This is a genomic window from Singulisphaera sp. GP187, from assembly GCF_900129635.1.
Lineage (GTDB): Bacteria > Planctomycetota > Planctomycetia > Isosphaerales > Isosphaeraceae > Singulisphaera.
In genome coordinates this window covers 240,699-258,144 of sequence record NZ_FSRB01000003.1, presented here as the reverse complement: position 1 = coordinate 258,144, position 17,446 = coordinate 240,699, and the positions used below count along the sequence as shown (strand labels likewise).

The 17,446-nt window shown below is 61.7% G+C and carries 11 protein-coding genes; 8 read left to right on the top strand and 3 right to left on the bottom strand.

Annotated elements, in window-relative coordinates:
• Window positions 1–125: 125 nt before the first annotated feature.
• Entirely contained in the window at window positions 126–1,115 is a 990-nt protein-coding gene (locus BUS42_RS43300; RefSeq protein WP_143206657.1) for a hypothetical protein, read from the bottom strand.
• A gap of 1,980 nt (window positions 1,116–3,095) precedes the next feature.
• Between BUS42_RS43300 and BUS42_RS37000 the strand changes: the two genes are divergently transcribed.
• The 3 genes from BUS42_RS37000 to dinB all read left to right on the top strand — a co-directional run bounded on the left by BUS42_RS37000 (window position 3,096) and on the right by dinB (window position 6,498).
• Window positions 3,096–4,070 carry an MBOAT family O-acyltransferase gene (locus BUS42_RS37000; RefSeq protein WP_074316147.1) on the top strand — a complete coding sequence of 325 codons (975 nt, stop codon included), beginning with the start codon at window positions 3,096–3,098 and terminating at the stop codon, window positions 4,068–4,070.
• 108 nt (window positions 4,071–4,178) lie between these two features.
• Window positions 4,179–5,150, top strand: coding sequence for a HEAT repeat domain-containing protein (locus BUS42_RS36995; RefSeq protein ID WP_074316145.1), 972 nt, complete (start codon window positions 4,179–4,181; stop codon window positions 5,148–5,150).
• 310 nt (window positions 5,151–5,460) lie between these two features.
• Window positions 5,461–6,498 carry a DNA polymerase IV gene (gene dinB / locus BUS42_RS36990; protein ID WP_410001738.1) on the top strand — a complete coding sequence of 346 codons (1,038 nt, stop codon included), beginning with the start codon at window positions 5,461–5,463 and terminating at the stop codon, window positions 6,496–6,498.
• A gap of 340 nt (window positions 6,499–6,838) precedes the next feature.
• Here dinB and BUS42_RS36985 read toward each other — a convergent pair whose 3' ends face one another.
• Window positions 6,839–8,218, bottom strand: coding sequence for an alpha/beta hydrolase (locus BUS42_RS36985; RefSeq protein WP_074316143.1), 1,380 nt, complete (start codon window positions 8,216–8,218; stop codon window positions 6,839–6,841).
• Window positions 8,219–8,386: 168 nt separating this feature from the next.
• Between BUS42_RS36985 and BUS42_RS46815 the strand changes: the two genes are divergently transcribed.
• From BUS42_RS46815 to BUS42_RS36970, 3 genes are all read left to right on the top strand, one after another.
• The gene (locus tag BUS42_RS46815; RefSeq protein ID WP_083671374.1) at window positions 8,387–8,623 is read left to right on the top strand and encodes a transposase; all 237 of its coding nucleotides are present in this window, start codon (window positions 8,387–8,389) and stop codon (window positions 8,621–8,623) included.
• A 1,039-nt stretch (window positions 8,624–9,662) separates the two neighbouring features.
• A complete protein-coding gene (locus BUS42_RS36975; RefSeq protein WP_216821121.1) occupies window positions 9,663–9,833 on the top strand; it encodes a hypothetical protein in 171 nt (56 codons plus the stop codon).
• 470 nt (window positions 9,834–10,303) lie between these two features.
• A complete protein-coding gene (locus BUS42_RS36970; protein ID WP_074316141.1) occupies window positions 10,304–10,996 on the top strand; it encodes a hypothetical protein in 693 nt (230 codons plus the stop codon).
• 394 nt (window positions 10,997–11,390) lie between these two features.
• Here the strand turns inward: BUS42_RS36970 and BUS42_RS36965 are convergent, their stop codons facing one another.
• Entirely contained in the window at window positions 11,391–14,636 is a 3,246-nt protein-coding gene (locus tag BUS42_RS36965; protein WP_143206656.1) for a DEAD/DEAH box helicase, read from the bottom strand.
• 305 nt (window positions 14,637–14,941) lie between these two features.
• Here BUS42_RS36965 and BUS42_RS36960 point away from each other — a divergent pair, with 305 nt between their 5' ends.
• Window positions 14,942–15,439, top strand: coding sequence for a DinB family protein (locus BUS42_RS36960; protein WP_083671206.1), 498 nt, complete (start codon window positions 14,942–14,944; stop codon window positions 15,437–15,439).
• A 311-nt stretch (window positions 15,440–15,750) separates the two neighbouring features.
• A complete protein-coding gene (locus tag BUS42_RS36955; protein WP_254054064.1) occupies window positions 15,751–17,187 on the top strand; it encodes a serine hydrolase domain-containing protein in 1,437 nt (478 codons plus the stop codon).
• Window positions 17,188–17,446 lie beyond the last annotated feature (259 nt).

Sequence of the window (17,446 nt, the reverse complement as noted above, 5' to 3'; positions counted from 1 at the left end):
TCTTTTCTCCATTGGATTGAATTTATGAGATTAGCAGAATGCTTGGTACAGAGGAATCGTCTATAAATGTGGAATGCGATTGTGTCTCTGTGCAGGCGTTGAAATGTGCTCTTAGAGCCGTGTCATCATCTGGCTAGGAAGCCATGTCTTTTAAGATCTTTGGCGACAGATTTCAGTCTCGAGTCGGTTTCGGTTCTAAGCCCACCGTTGCGAACCCGCTTCCCGGTGACCTGATTTACAAACGTGAATCCAGGAGGCAGAAGCCGAAACAAGCTATCCTCGGTGAATTTCGCTGGAAGAACCTTGGTTTTAAGGTCGATGTCTTTAAACTCGGCAACAAGACTGAGGTCGGCGTCAGCAAGATCGCCAGAGCGGCTCGCACGTATTTCGCATTTGTCCAGAACGGCCACTCCATCGCGGTCGGTTCGCCAATCGTAGTTCTGAATGAAGGAGGGCGATCCGCTTCTATTTTTGTAAGCGGCCTTCGTCACGTTGCCGGCAACTGCCATGGATGACGTAAGCTCGAGCATCCCACCGCCGCTGTCTTGTCTTATGAAATTGACACGATGATTGTCCAGTCGTGCGAGAGAATAGGTGCTATCTGGGAAGATCGGGTTTGGGCCGATCATATCTACCCATTTTCGTTTGGCTGTAAGTGAACCGCCGTGGAAATACTCCCAGAAATCGACCGGGGAAACCGCAAAGACTTCGACGATAGGCTCTTTCCTTTTTGGGTCGTAAAGAACCAAAGATTTGTTTTTCGAATGATATGTATAAAGACTCGTTGGCGATCGCATTATATAATTTATAGGCTGCTCATTTAGTGGGACGTCCGGGCTGGGCGAACCGATTACGTTTCCAGTGATATCTCGCAATCTGTATGCCACCAATGATTGCCTTCCTAACCATGTTACGTCGGCATCCATCTCGAGATTCATAGCCGACGGTTTGGAATAAAACGTCAAACGGACTTTCAACGCCCCCGAATTCCATCGCGATGCATTTGATGAGATGGCGTCTTTGACGACCATAGCAAGTGAGGTATCGGAGTCGGACCAGTCGCTCCCGAGAAGAAGCGGAAGTAACAAAAGCATTGCTTGCGACCGGATGTTCATTGCCAAGGATTCCTTGAATTCTCTAATTCGTGCAGATCGTCAGGATTTAAGCAGGAGCAGACTGCAATGCATAGGTGGCCGACCGTCGCAGAAGGCGACCATGTTCTTGCTAAAATACCCTTTAAACAAGGTGTCTCGGTTCAGATGGAGCGTCGTGCCAAGTGGCCTATTCGAGCTTAATACTCCGTCTATTTCGAGTCCAGGTGCTGGTTCCTATGTGGCTCGGACAAAACACACCCTAATCATTGCCGCTGACCCGAGGATTTCTGGAGTTCCGGTGTTTAAGCGAATCCATGATTAAGTTTTATCCGAGCCTCTCCAAGGTGAACTCTAGCCGCCAGCCCATGGCTAGAAACATATGGGCTTAGCGGTTGCGAGACGCATAGCCTCGAGGGGGCAAGTTGCGGGCAGGATTGTTGTAGACCACTCCTGCTAGCAGCCTGCCCCCTCATGGCCCTCCGTAGGCGAATTGGAGTAGATACAGGTTGCATGGCGTCTTATGTTTAACATTGATGCAACCGTCTGTACCGATTGGCTCGCACAAACCTCCTTTTAGAAGCCTGCTGATTGAGGGCCGTCAATTTACAGCATCTCGATGGCAGCTCAGGGATCATCCCTCATTCAACCCGGAGCGCAATCGTCGATGCAGGAAGTCCAGCCCTGCGAGTACACGTTAGGGAGTAGCGTTACCTCGCACTCATTCGTGCTGTCATTCCAGTTGCAAGATCCGAAAACTCGACACTTTTCAAGGTTGTCGACGGTGCACGTCTTGCCAATAGAAGTTGTCGAGCAACTCGCGAATGCGCCGGCAAGGACGCCGTCGGCAAACTTGCCTTCACACTCCGATTTTACTTGATACGTGGCGCATGCTGGGTGTAGCTCAATGCAGTTCGATGCTTGTCCACAGCATGCGTCGTTAACGCCGCCGTACAAGCTCTTTTGCTCCAGCTCGGATAACATGCGCTGCGACTTCTTGACCCCGGCCCCGGAGGAACTGGCAGCCAAGAAGAGTGTGGCGGCGAGTGACGTCATCGCCAAAGCTTTCACCAACTTCATACTGATCCTCCTTCAGGCTCGGCCGTAATTTCCAGCATTGCCTGGGTGAACAGGCCCTTGCGAGGAGTTAGTAGGCCGAGCCTCACTCGATTGTATCACGGCCTCAGAGTTGTGAGAGGATGCGACGGGCGTCAATCATTCCACCATGTACTTGTGCGAAAGGAAATAAAAAAAAGCTCGGAATCCAGAATTTTTGAAGTCACTGCACAAAGAAACCGTGCTTGATGCATCACGCGGCCCGTGTCTTGCGTAGGGATCCGGTTTTCTAGGAGCGGTCGTCTCCTTGACGTTCCCGTTGTAGGTCTAGCGCCAACCGACCCTCGATCCCGCCCGACGTCCTGATCCGGTACACCGACTTCTGCATCTTACGGCAAGGCCTATTGCCTCGCTCCACCTCGTTTGACGTCGCTCCCATCAACCGCTCATCCAGGAACACTCGCGTCTTCTCCAACCCCGGCGACTCTAGCTTCTTGAGCGTCTCACGCAACCGACCCAAACGACGGGCCGTCATGGCCAGGCACTTGAAAGGGGCGAGTTGGGAGTTTTAGGGGAAACGGCTGTCGCGATCCCACTCCCGGTGAATTACCTAGAGTCTCGAGCTTGCCTGGATTTGGTGCCTGGCCAAAGCCAGCCTTCCTTCGAGGCGGCGGTTATCATGGCCGGGCGGCAGACAGCACCGACCTCCTCAGGTTTTCTCGCGGCGGGCGTAGTGGGAGACGGGGGAAATCCACATTCCGTGGTGCGGTCACCCCACTCGGAGATTCCCGGGATTTGGCGCTGGACACCCAGGGGACAGGTGTTCATGCTGGGTGCGAACTGCGAAGTCCACGGCCGGATTGCAGCGGCAAGCGGTGCTCCTCCGGCCTCAAATCGGTCACAATGGTCGCTCGGCTGTCCGTTGTCGATGGTGCGAGATCTTGATTGATGAAGAACGTGGGTTGGCTCTTCCTGGCGATCCTGGTCGCGTATGGCTTCGCCATGGTCGCGCCGCTGCCGCGATACCGGCTTCGAGGTTGGGTCGGCGCCTTCATCGGCTGGTGTTTCGTGCCGATCATCCTGGTTTGCCCATGGCTCATCCCGTCCGCGAATCTGGGGCTACGGGCTGCGTCCGCTTTCGCATCGGGCGACATTACCTTCAAGTTGGTCGACTACTTACGCCATTGGGACAAGGTCGACCGGCGCATCGTCCTTCGCGAATACTACCGCTTCTTGATCCCGTTCCCGATACTCTCCGCCGTCTATCCCGATCACAAGCGTCGGTTGCTGAGGCCGGAGTGCCCTTGGCCACAGGTCCTGCGGCTGTTCGGTGGGATCATCGGTTTCACCGTCGCTCTCCTGGCGGTCAGAGCTCTCTCCGGGATCGCCCTGGTCCGATCCTGCTTTGCGCTGAACCATACCGTGATGTTGCTGACCTTTGTGCTCGCCATCGAATCGCTTTCGCGAGCGCTTGGCGCGCTCGAACGCCTGGCAGGCTTCGACACGACTCCAATCATCCGAAATGCCTACCTGTCGCGGACCGTCTCCGAGTTCTGGCGGCGGTACAATTGCCGGATCCATGACTGGCTCTACCGCAACGTTTTCCAGGCGACCGGAGGCCGACGCACTCCGGTCCGCTCCCTGCTGCTCGTGTTCCTGGTCAGCGGTCTATTCCACGAGGTCATGTTCGCGCTGGCGACCTCGCGACTGACCGGCTACCAACTCGCGTTCTTCACGATCCAAGGGCCGGCAGCGCTCGCCTCGGGGTGGCTCGAACGCCTGGCGAGGCGAGGCGGGATCGCGGGCCAGATCATGGCCCACGGGGCCACGATCCTCTTCGTCGCCGTCACGTCCGTCCTCTTCTTCGACGGGGTCAGCAAGATTTTCCCGTTCCTCTATGTCAGCCAGTCGCCGCTGTTGTAACACGTGTTCCTTATGTGTCCGTTCGGCCGGCTTGGTGCGGTTCTCGGGCCGCCGGTCCCGAGTCTGAGCGGTCCGGCGATACCACCTCCGCCGGCCCTGGAGCGAAGCATGGCAACCCGTGAATCCCTCGACGACAAGCTGGCGGCGATCCGGGCACTCCGCGGAGAGGAGCTCAGCGACGAGCAGAAGGGCGGGCTGCGGAAGCGGATCGGCGACCGTTCGAACCTGGTCGTTGCGGCGGCCGCTGCGATCGCCGGCGAGAACGCGCTCGCCGAACTGGCCGGGGACTTGCAGGCGGCCTTCGCTCGCTTCCTGGTCAATCCCGTCAAGGACGACAAGCTCTGCCGTGCCAAGCTCGCGATCGTCCAGGCCCTCGACCGGATGGAGCACCCGCAGCCTGACGTCTTCTTGAAGGCGGCGAGGCACGTCCAACTCGAGCCGGCCTGGGGAGGATCGGAGGATTCCGCCCCGCGCTTGCGCGCGGCGGCCCTCGTCGCCCTGGCGCGCACGGAAGGCCCGGACTCCCTGCCCGTGCTGGTCGACGCCATGGCCGATCCTGCCAAGGACGTGCGGATCGCGGCGGCGGTGGCGCTCGGTGCCGTCGGGACCGTGGGCGCGGGCCTGGTTCTCCGCCTCAAGGTCCGCCTTGGCGACAAGGACCCGGATGTGCTCTCCGAGTGCCTCAGCGGTCTCCTGACCGTCGATCCCAGGGAGAACCTCCCGTTCGTCGCCGAATTCCTCGATCCGGGCAACCCGCCCGCGTGCGAGGCGGCGGCCATGGCGCTGGGGAGGTCGCGTCTGGCCGAGGCGCTCGACCCGCTCCGGGATTGCTGGGAACGGTCCCACTCCGACGAGCTGGGTCGGCACATCCTCCTGGCCATTGCCATCCTGCGCCGACCGACCGCGATGGACTTTCTGGCGGACCTCGTTGCGTCCGAGTCGGAGCCGGACGCGATCGCCGCGCTGTCGGCGCTCGGGATCTACAAGGATGACCCGCGCCTGGGCGAACGGATCGCGGAGGTTGTCCGGGGACGGGGAAGCCCGAGGCTCCAGGCCGCGTTCGAGCGTGAGTTCGGCTAGGTCGAAGCCACTCTGAAGAACATGTGAACCCGCATGCCTTCAAACAGTATGGCGTCAGTATACACGCGACCAGGAGTCGGGTAGAGTGTGTGCCGGAAGCCTCGGAGTCAAGCGCGGGCACTCGATCGGTCGATGAGCGAATATCGACCGTTCGTGGTTGCCGCCGAGTCAGGCGAACGATGAGGGAGGCCTCGCGGCCTGTGGTGAGATGCCGGTGCCGGAGTTCGAGCGACGGGAGCGAGTGAGCAACACGCTTGACCAAACGGGCGTGGTCGAACCCGCACGACAGCGCAAGATTATTCATGTCGACATGGACGCTTTCTATGCGTCCGTCGAGCAACGTGACAATCCCGAGCTTCGCGGCAAGCCCGTCGCGGTGGGCGGCTCACGCGAGCGCGGAGTCGTGGCGGCCGCGAGCTACGAGGCCCGCAGATTCGGCGTCAGGTCCGCCATGCCGTCGGTGACCGCCAAGCGAAAGTGCCCGGACCTGATCTTCGTGAGACCGCGGTTCGAAGTCTATCGGACGGTGTCGCGTCAAATCCGCGAGATTTTTGCTGCGTACACACCGCTCATCGAGCCCCTTTCACTCGATGAGGCCTATCTCGATGTCACCGAAAATCGGCAGGCGATCTCCTCGGCGACCGAGATCGCCGAACAGATCCGGGCGCGAATCCGCTCGGAAACCGAGCTGACCGCGTCCGCGGGCGTCTCCTACAACAAGTTCCTCGCCAAGATGGCGTCCGACGAGCGCAAGCCCGACGGCTTGTTCGTCATCACGCCGAGGAGGGGCCCGACCTTCGTCGAGAATCTGCCGGTCGGAAGGTTTCACGGAATTGGTCCCGTGACGCACGCCAAGATGGAACGGCTCGGAATTCGTACCGGCGGCGACCTCAAGGCCCAGACCCTGTTATTCCTTCAACAGCAGTTCGGAAAGGCGGGCCCCTACTACTATGCCCTGGCGCGGGGCATCGACGAACGCCCGGTGTGCGCCGATCGTATTCGCAAATCCATCGGTGCTGAGACGACATTCAATGCCGACCTCTTCACACTCGAAGAGGCACGGGTGGTTCTCACTCCACTCATCGCCAAGGTGTGGACCTACTGTGAAGAATCGTCGCTTCGGGGACGCACGGTAACCCTCAAGGCCAAGTACGCAGACTTTCAGCAAGTCACCCGCAGTCGGACGGGTGAGACCCAACTTGCGACCCAAGCCGCCATTGAGGCCATCGTGGATCCGCTGCTCGAGTCGCTCTTTCCGGTCACCAAGGGCATTCGGCTCCTCGGTGTGACGCTCTCGTCACTCTCGACCGAGACCGGCGGCGAGCAGCAGCTCCGCTTGCCGATCTAAGAAATGCGGGCGTGCTTATGGATTGGTCCGACGGACATCCGGATCCGCTTCGCTTCACCGGGAAGTCGAGGACCGTCACTCTGCCGCGGCTCCAGCATGACCCCTGAGCGACCACCTGACCGATCGCTCGGGGATTCACGATCTTCGTCCCCTTGGCCTCATTTGACTCCATGACGCGATGCCGCTCCCGGATGTCCTCGAACCGGAATGCGGGAAACGGCTTCGCCCCATCGCGGGCTGCCTCCACGTCGGCGGCGATCACCTGTCGGGGCAGGTCCGGCAGGGGAAAGTTCGGCCTCCGTCAATTTTATTGACTTGTCAACATGAATCATTGTGGTGATCAGTTTGTTTTGGCGGTCTCGCTCGGTTCCGACTTGCTTCCGGCCGAGTTCACGGCGATCACCCTGTAGGTGTGGGCAGCGCCCGGTTCTGTCGTCGCGTCGGTGAATTGTAAGGGGACGAGTGGTTGAGAAGGCGTATCGCTGTATTGGAGGTTTTGGAAGAGGGGCCGGCCGAAGGGGTTTTTAGGCGTTTCAGGCAGGTTGGCGAGCAATGCCCCATCGCGCTCGATGATGAATCCGGCCAGGCCACTTTCGAGGTCGGCCTCACACTCCCAGTGCAACCGGTTGCCATCGACGTGCAGGTTCGTCGGGGCGGGAGGCGGAGTCGTGTCGGGTAGGTTCGTGTCCTTGACGTATTGCATCCACGCCCGCGCAAACGCCGCGTTGGGGAGCCAGCCTGCATTGAGGGGATCCCCTGAAAACTTGGTGGCGGGCCGAGCCTCGAATCCGGTCGGAACCGCGAGCCAGACGTCGTCGGCGGGCATGGCGTTCAAGGGTTCTCCCGACCTTTTCGGGAGACGGGCGGTGAGGCAGACGTCGAGCCAGGGGATCGCAAGATAACGCTGATTTCCACACTCGTGAGCGGTAAGCGGATCGACAGCCACGCCGACGAGCCCGCCCTTGGAGCGAACTTCGCTGAAGAAGGCCTCGTTCGCGGGCCAGACTCCGGAGAATCGGTCGTTCTTGACCGATACGCCTTCTTTCGTGCCCAGGTTGCACATCAACGGCACCTTGAGCGCTGCATCGGGAAGTGTGTGCGCCTTGATGGTGGGCCGATCCGAGTTCTCCTTCAACTGGGGCACGCCCGAGCGGAGCCACGCCGCCGCGACGCGTTCGGGGTGCATCAGGACCATTCCACCCGCCCAGTGACCGCCGCCACTGTGCCCCCAGAGTGCCCACGGGACTTCGGCCAGCTCGGGATGCTCCGACTTCGCCCCCAAGTCGACCAGAGCCGTCAGAAACGCCGCGCTCGAACCGTTGCGCGGGTCGCACCACATCTGGCAGTCGGCCTTCTCGGGCTGTTCGTAGGCGGGAGCCAGCAACGCACAATTATGCTTTTTCGCCAGGGCCTGCCAATGGAGGTCATACGCTCCCGTGAGTCCCGACTTGCACGACCCCTCGCCGCAGCCGTGTTGGTGCACGATCACCCCGCGCACGGTTTTCAGGTCAGGCGGAATCCAGGCGGTGTAGTTGACGCCGAAGCTGAGCTCGCCGGCCTCTTTCGAGGGCTCATACCGCACGCGGTAGTAAGGGGGATCGGCCGGCGGGAAGACGTCGTAAGGAGCCTGCTGAGCATGGAGCGCGGCGTCGGGCGCGACCAAGAGCAACAACAAGTAGACGGGGACGGCCAGCAAGCGGCGAGGCGGGGAGAAGTTCATGGGCGTTGTTCCGGGTCGGACCGTGGAATCGCGGAGGCATTCTGGGGGGTTGACGTATAAACGACAATCGAGCCCGCGGCAAGGCGTGAGAGCGGGAATTCGGCATCGGTGATCTTCCCCACGAAACGTGGGCACTCGGAGGAGTTGGTATAACACCAACCCAAGGAGATCGCCCATGGCAGGCACGACTTACAACGACGAGTTCAAGACCCAAGCGCCAGGCTCGCCACCGAGCAGGGTTACACGGTCAAACAAGCAGCCCAGAGGCTCGGCGTCGATCAAGGTTCCATCCGCCACTGGGTCCGCAAGTTCGCGCCGATCCCGGCTCCCCTGGCCCCGAACGCCATGGCTGAGCAACTCCAGCGCGGGAACCAACGGCTCCGCGAGGAGATCAGCGAATGGTGAAAGGGATGTTGGTCTTCGGACAGCCATTCCCATTCATTTCGATCGTGGAGGACCTCACGCCACCTCAGGATGGTGTCGCCTTTATTGCGCTCTAATATTTTAATAAGTAAATCGGAATTGCCCCGCAAAGTGTGCGCTCGTCTGGTGACAAGAAAGAATGCGGTGGCCTCGTTGTCTCCAGCCTCCACGCACAGACCGGACTGACCCTCGATCGCACACTGCGACACTGAACCAATCGCCTCCGCGACATCCTCCCAAAAGATTGAACAACCTTTTGGAGCGGACCCAATCACTTTCTTGACAAGTAGGCGAAGTGCCGCAGATGACCGCGACACTCGGAAGCACTCACCCGCCCGCTCGACAGGGAGCCGCCACAAATCGGTTTCTTGCAGGCCGGGCGCGTCATCCCAACAGCCTCGAAACGAGACATATGAGACTTGTCTGCCATCATCATCGAAGTGCAGCTCGTACTCAGCATAGCCGAGGCAAAAGAAGTCCAGGTCGGGGTCGACAAAATACTCAAAGCCGAACGGATGCCGGACGCCAAAGTTCCACGTCGTCTGTGGAATCGCCCGGATCAGGTTCTCGCCGACCAGGTCATCAAGCGAAACCGGATAACGCCCGTGCACTTTGTGATGCCGTTCGAGAGCGTCGATCAAGGGCTGTGCAGCCTGTTTGCAATCGGAAGAGCCCCTGGCGAACCAGACTGCGAGGCCGACGATGACCGTCAGTCCGATGAAGCCGCGCCTGCCAGTCGATTGCTGTATCACCATCCGGGATGGCTCCGTGTATGCGCCTCCGTGCAAATTCAGGATTAGCGGCGACTGTACCCTTTGTTACCTTTCTCGCCCATCTGACTGCCAGACCGGGACTTCCCGAGGGACGGCGGCCATGCACCTAAAGCGGGTAAGACGGGGGGGCTGGGAAATCCATCTGGGTCGGCGACCCGGCACTCATGTTCACTGGATTTCCCAGACCTCGCCAATGAAGTGCCTGGCCATCATTGCCCTTCGCGGCGTTCCGAACCGATCTGCGCAGGATGATGGACCTGGTGGCCGACCCCGGCACGGACCTGTTCGCCCCGATCCCCCACGGGCAAGGGCAGACGATCCTGCGTGAGACACTTCTGGTGGCCGACCACAACGCCTACCACCTGGGCCAGTTCGTCACGGTCCGGCGGCTCCTCGGCGCCTGGGATGGTGAGTCATAGCGCCAAGCTGTCGACTGATGAGCAAGAGTCGCCAGGCACCTCGGCAGCGAGGTTAGGGAAATCCAGTGAAGCTGGGTGCCGGGTCGCTGGCCTCGGTGGACTCTCCAGGTTCCCAATCTTGGCCTCTGTGGGGGCATGGCCACCGACCCTTTACCCGGATGGTGCTGGCTGATCGACAACCCGAGGCGGATCGACCCGATCCCGTGTGTCGGACGGCTTGGGCTTTTTGAGGGGCCGGAGGCTGGCTTCCGGGCGGGGCGGGCGTCGGGCGACAGCCATGCCTTACGGGGTTGACGCCGCCGACCCGGCGTATGTACTTTAAATCCTATGTCGAGTAAAGTGGCAACGTCCGCACCGGGGGCTCCCCCCTCGAGAACGCCCCTCGCCGTTTCTCGTTCGCGAAATCACCTCTTTTTTTCAATCATTGATATGATGACTTTCGGAACTCTGACGGGACAAGGGAGTTGACGATGACAGGGAGGAGATGTCCGCTCTGCAAGAGCCCACTCGGGACCGCGGAAGTGAAGCCCTACGAGCGGCTGACCTGCGGAAAATGCCACGCCGATCTGCATCTGGGCGAGGGCGGGAAGCTTGTGGTCGGCAAGCCTCCCGACATGGAAGAACGATATCGCGAGTTGAAACAGGAAGTCCGACAGTTGGCGGGCCAGTTCCCGCTCCAGAAGGTCGGAGCCGGCCTGGCGTTGCTCCTGACCCTCGTGCTGGGCTTGTATTACCTGTTCGGGGCCGCCGAGCGGCTCGAACGGGTCGCGGAGGCGGCGGCACAGGCGCTCGCCGGCGACGACCCGGCCGCCCTGGCATCGCTCGCCGCCTCCGGCACCACCGACGACCTCCGTCGCTGGTACGATGCCGTCCACCCGCGGCTGGTCCAGCTCCGCGCTCAATGGGGCGCGAAGGCGGAGACCGTCGAGGTCCACGTTGGGCAGGAGGACCCGGTTCAACAGAAGGGGTCCGTCGGCATTTCCATCAACCCCGCCAGCACCGGGGCGCGAGACGTCTCGCTCGCCGACCCGTCGAAGGCCACTGCCGGCGCGGCGATGCCGTTCGGCGAGTTGACCGATTGGACCTTGACCCGATGGGGTGGCTGGAAGCTCGACGGCCGGGCGACCTATGCCAGGATCGCCCCGACCACCGGGACCCCGTGAGAGGGATCACGAGGCAGGCCGGCGGGGTCTGATCAATGGTCGAATCGCCCTGCGGTGCGGTTCACGGCCACGCTCATGCCCGCCCCCAGGGGCGGGCATGAGCGTTGGTGAAATCAATGGGACATTCGTCAATTTTGCGGTCATGTGGGTAAAATGGGCAATTAAAGAGAGTTTCATAGGGATGATTTTATTGGGTTTACGTGATTTTTTGCAGCGATTAGGAATATGCGGCTTTATTTTATTTTGATGAATAACTCGATGGTGTCGAAGTCGATATCGAGTCTCGGACTTTCGTCTCCAGACCTCTCCCCGGCTCCTTGCTCCCCTCGTTTCTCCTGAATTTCGAATGAGGGACGGCCGTTCGGTCGAGCACGGCATTTGTGGGCCGCGGAGTTCAGGAGAGGAGCAATTCCAGTTCTTCGCGGCCAAGGTCTCGGATGAGGCTGTTGTCCGCGGTGATGATGGCGTCGGCCAAGGCTCGTTTTTGCGCCTGGAGCTGGAGTACCTTTTCCTCGACCGTATCCCGTGCAATGAGCCGGTAGGCGAACACCGGGCGAACTTGGCCGATCCGGTGGGCGCGGTCGATCGCCTGGCTCTCCACCGCGGGATTCCACCAGGGGTCGAGTAGGAAGATGTAGTCTGCGGCCGTCAGGTTCAAGCCAAGGCCGCCGGCCTTCAAGCTGATCAGGAACACCTTGCAGTTCGGGTCCTCCTGGAACTGCTGCACCCGCGCCTGCCGGTCCCGCGTCCGGCCGTCGAGGTAGGCATAGGGGATTCCCTCCTTGTCCAGCCGCTGCTTGACGAACGCCAGCATGCTCGTGAACTGGGAGAAGACCAGGGTCTTGTGTCCCTCGTCGAAGACCTCGCGCAGTTGCGGCAGGAGCACGTCCAGCTTGGCGCTCGATTCGCCCGACCGATTGGCCTTGTCGATCAAACCGGGATGACAGGCCGCCTGCCGCAGACGCAGCAGTGCCTCGAGGATCTGGATCTTCGACTTCCCGATCCCGTCGCGCGCGACGCGCCCGAGTAGCGAGTTCCGGTAGTGCTCGCGCAGCTCGTTGTACAGCTTGCGTTGGGCGGGTTCCAGGTCGCAGTAGACCGTCTGCTCGGACTTTTCGGGCAGGTCTTTCGCAACCTGCTCCTTGGTGCGCCGGAGGAGGAACGGCCTGAGGGCTTTCGCCAGGAGCGACACGGACTCTTCGCCGGGTTTGAGGAGGCCGATGTCGGCCTTGCCGATCTCCGCGGCCTTGCCGAGCATCCCCGGGTTGAGGAACTCGAACAGGCTCCACAACTCGCCGAGGTGGTTCTCGATCGGCGTGCCGCTGAGGGCAAGCCGGTGCTCCGCCTGGATCAGCCGGGCCGCCTTCGCCGACTGGCTGCTCGCGTTCTTGATCGCCTGGGCCTCGTCGAGGATGGCGTAATCGAAGGGGTAGTCCTTGAGGTCGACGATATCTTTCCGAAGCGTGCCGTAGGTGGTCAGGATGACGTCGTGGCCGTCGAATTGTTCCCCGGGCTTACCACGGCCGAGGCCCGTATTGTCGAGGACGCGGAGCTTCGGCGTGAAGCGAGCGGCCTCCTGCATCCAGTTGAAGACGAGCGACCGCGGCACCACGACCAGCGACGGCGGCGGTCGGCGGCGTTTCCTGGAAGCGGCCCGTCGTTCGCGGCGTGCCTCCAGCAGGGCGAGCACCTGGATGGTCTTGCCCAGGCCCATGTCGTCGGCCAGGCAGCCACCGAAGCCGAACTCGCGGAGGAAGTGGAGCCAGCCAAGGCCGTCGCTCTGATAGCCGCGAAGCTGACCCTGGAACCCGGCCGGCGGGTCCGCGGGCGCAATGCCCTGGAACTGGCGCAGCCGCTCGCGCGCCCGCTCGAATCGCTTGTCGAATCGCGCCTCGGGCTGCTCGGCCAGCAGGACGTCGAGCAGGCCGACTTGCGTCCGCCGGAACCGCAGGTGATCCCCCTCCGGCGTGCCCACTCCGGCCAGGGGCGCGTACTTTTTGAGCCACTCCTCCGGCAAGAGGCCGAAACTGCCGTCGCCCAGCGGCACGAGGTCCTCGCCGCGCCTCAGGGCCGCGAGCAAGGTGGGAAGCGGCACCTCTTGATCGCCGAAGGTCACCCCGCCGTGCAGCTCGAACCAGTCGATTCCGGACGTCACCTCGATCCGGAAGTCGCCCGCCTGGCGGTACAGCTTCCCTTGGGCCTCGACGCGCCAGCCCTCCTGGAGGAGGGCCCGCGCGGCCTTCGGCAGGTTGCGTGCGGGCAACTCCAGGGTCTCGCCCTGGCGGTAGTCAGCCCTGCGGTGGAAGCCGACCTCCTCGAGTCTTGCCGCGAAGGACCGCTCGGCCGCCGGGTCGCGTAGCAGCAGCCGTCGCTCGTCGGGCTCGAAGACGCTCCGGGCCGGGCTCTGCGCGGGCACGACATGGCCGTCGTACTCAAACGAGAGGTCGCCGATGAGCCAGTTCTGATCCCGATTGGACATCCACCGCCGGTCGTCGCGGCGCTTGATTGTCAGGTAAGGCCGGGGTGCCGGCGCGACCTCTTCGTACCGCAGATCCTCCGGCAGTTCGAGCCGGGGCAGGTCCGGTAGCCGGAGCAATTCCGTGAGGAACTCCTGTTTCTGCTTGGCGGGGACGGGCACTTCCCCCTGCTGTCGCAGCAGTGCGATCCATTGGAAGGCGTTGAAGTCAAGGAGTGGTGCGACGCGATCCTCCCAGAACACGAGCCCGCCGCTCAGCAACAGCAGGGGAGTCACCAGTGCCAGTCGCTCCTCGGCGCGACGGAGCTCGCCGGCGATCGCGTACGTTTTGCCGGTATCGTCGGGCGTCACCTTCAGCCAAAACTCCCAAGGGCCGGCGTCATCCCAGCGGAGCGGACGCATCGAGTCGTCCGGCTCCGATTCCCGCAACAGGCACCGGCCCGTGGCGCAGAGCATTGGCAGCAGGGCCTCGCTGAGCGCGTGCGTGAGGAGGAAGCGAGCCGGGGCGCTATCGTAGTAGCCGCGGCCGGAATAGTAACCGCTCACTTGCTCGCGCCCGCCGGCCAGGATGGCCATGGCCTGGCGATCGGCGGGTTCCGGCAGGTGAGCAATCTCACTCAGGGCGAAGCGTCGACCCTTGGGTTTGCTCCACTCGCCGTCCCTCTTGCGATTGCGTGTCGCCACCTCAAGCACGAGCCCATTGCTCGCCAGGCAGGCCGGTATGTCCACGACATAGACGATCTCGTGTCCAGGAGGTAGGGCCGTGGAGAGGATCGCCGGTGCCTGCCCCGTCGTCGAGTGCAGGCGAGAGAGGGTCTGCTTCCACGCCGGGGTCGTCTGCCGAGGTTGACGGGACCGGGGCTTTGAATTGGCGATGTCGCTCCGCGGGCGGAACGTCGGGGACGGTCGAGGAGTCGGATACCATGGCTTGTCTTCGAGGTTATCCTCGTCGTCCAGGGCGGCCAACGTCAGATGCCGCACCGTTCGCTTGCCGTCTCCCTGAAGATAACCTTCGGCTTCCGCGGCGAGGAGGGTGGCCCAGATGTGTTTACAGGGCTCGAAATATTCCTCGCAGTACGGGCATGAACACCCAGCCTCGATCGTAGCACGCTCTCGGGAAAGCTTCACCTCGTACGACCGGCTTCCTTGGACGGTCGCGTCCACGTGCCACGCATCGCCCTCGACAACCGTCACCCTCCGCGAAACGAAGTAGTCGCGGCCGCGCTCGCGTGTCCTCTTCGAAACGAGAGGTATCAAGTTCGCTGAGAGCACCGTGCAGTTCTCTTGGCCGGACGAGGATTTTTCGTCTGATTGACATTGTACGAACGGCGAGAACCATCGCAATACGCCGACCGGAGGAGCAAGGTGCCACGACGCCCCGCCGCTTCCCGGCGCGGTCGCGGGCTGCGATAATCGGGCGACGTCCCGGGCCAGGGGAAGGGCCGAGACGACTCGGAGGAGGGATTTCGATGATGGCAGAACAAGCCGGGCTGAGGGAACACCTCCTGGAGCTATTGGGCGGGAGCCACGCTCACCTCGATTTCGAGCGGGCGATCGCCGGACTGCCCACCGAACTGCGTGGCTCGCGGCCGCCGGGGCTGCCGCATACCCCCTGGCGATTGGTGGAACACATGCGGATTGCCCAGTGGGATATCCTCCGTTTCAGTGTCGATCCTGCCCACGTGTCCCCTGAGTTCCCGGACGGCTACTGGCCCACGTCGGACGAACCGCCGGACCCCGGCGCCTGGGACCGCTCCGTCACGGCGTTCCGGGCCGATCTGCGCGCAATGATGGATCTGGTGGCCGACCCCGGGACGGACCTGCTCGCCCCGATCCCGCACGGGCAGGGTCAGACGATCCTGCGTGAGGCCCTCCTGGTGGCCGACCACAACGCCTATCACCTGGGCCAGCTCGTGACGGTCCGGCGGCTCCTCGGCGTCTGGAACGGTGAATCCTCGAGCGTGTGATGAATTTGACTCAAGCAGCGGGGGCAGCCTTTTAGAGCATCAGAAAGTGAATTCGAGGTGCAGTTCGGCGAGTGTCTCGTAGTCCCGCGCCAACCGGCGGAACCGTGCCGAACGACGACTCGATGTCGTGGCAGCAGAACGAACCCACGCTTCGCCTCGGCCAGCTTCACGACCTACTCTCAACTACGTCCGCATCTAAACTAATGTTCATTGGGCCTTGTGCAAAACCGAATAATTCAGACCAGGCTCCGAATAAGCTTGAGATCGGCTTGTGTCAAGACGCCCGACTCGAGAAGAGGACGGTCTCCCCGATGAGATTCCCGATCCCCGCAACGTACGTCTGCGCCATCATCGGCGTGTGTCTCGCTCAAGTCCTCAATGCGGCTCAAGCCAGCGAGTCGAGACGAAGTGATTCCATCTCTGCGGACGTCGATGAATACGTCACACAATTCATGAAACGGCATCACATTCCAGGAGTATCGGTCGCCGTTGTGAGCGATGGAATGATCGCCCTAACCAAGTCCTACGGGCTTGCGAACGTCGAGCATCGCGTTCCGGTAACGGAGCACACCGTCTATCAGATTGCGTCGGTCACCAAGACTTTCACCGCGTCCGCGATCATGCAACTCGTGAAGGACGGAGCGCTCGGGCTCGACGACAAGATCACGGAGCGACTGCCCGACCTCCCGAGGACATGGGAGTCGGTGACGGTCCGACACCTGCTGAATCACACTTCGGGCATCAAGAATTACACCTCGGTCCAGGGGTACAACAAGACGCTGCGGCAGGACTGCACGCCGCGCGAAATCCTCGATCGAGTCGCGACGGCGCCGCTGGATTTCACGCCGGGAGCAAAGTGGCTTTATACCAATACTGGCTACGTGCTCCTGGGAATGCTCATCGAGCAGACCACTGGCAAGCCTTATGGCGAGTCCATGGCCGAACGGGTCTTCAAGCCCCTCGGGATGACGCACACCCGCGTGAACGACCTCCGGGTCGTAATCACGAGCCGTGCGCAGGGATATCAGTGGGACGGAAAGACTTTGAGGAACGCCGAGTACGTGAGCCCGACCCAGCCCTTCGCGGCCGGCATGCTCGTATCGACCCTCGGCGACCTCGTGAAGTGGGAGTTCGCGCTCGCGGGCCACACGATCCTCGATGAGTCGACTCTCGAACACATGTGGGCTCCAACCCGGTTGAACGATGGCAAAGAGGCCGACTATGGTTTCGGCTGGGAGGTGTCGAAGGTGAACGACCACCGCCGTATCTCGCATGGCGGCGCCATCCCCGGCTTCTCCACCGAGATCTCGCGCTTTATCGACGACAAGCTGACCGTGATTGTGTTGACCAATGCCGACGGCGGCCGGGCCGATGGTTTGGCACGCGGAATCGCCGGCCTTTACCTGCCGGCGCTCGCGGCCAAGCCGGTCGAGCCAATCGCCGATAACGATAAGCAGACCACTGAACGCCTCCGGGGCATGTTCGAGGGGGCGCTCAAAGGCGAGGTTGACGGGGCGATTTTCACGGACCAGGCAAAGACGAAGATCATTCCGGCCATCAAGGCCGATCAAGAGAGGTTGGCCTCGTTCGGAGCCTTGCAGACTTTCCAGCTCCTCGAACGGAAGGAGCAGGATCAGGGCCTACGTGTCCAGTATCGGGCCGTCCTCGAGAACATGACCGTCAAGTTGACGTTCGATCTCGATAAGAAGGGTAGAATCCACGGAGCCGGGATGCAGATCGAGGATTGAAACCTCTGGGATGACTGCACACCGTCATGCGACAGCGAGACGTCCACCGTGCTACACGACCTCGCATCCTGTTTCGAGCCGGCTCAAACTAACGCCTTGGCGTGGTTCATAACACGCTCTCACGCCGAGCTGAAGCCTATTCACGGGGACGCAAAGCAGAGGCACCACTGTGGTCGAGGATCCGACACTTCGAGCAGGCCGCCGATGGCTCGCTGTTCGACGACTACCCCCCGCGCATGGTGGAACACCATCGCTCGGG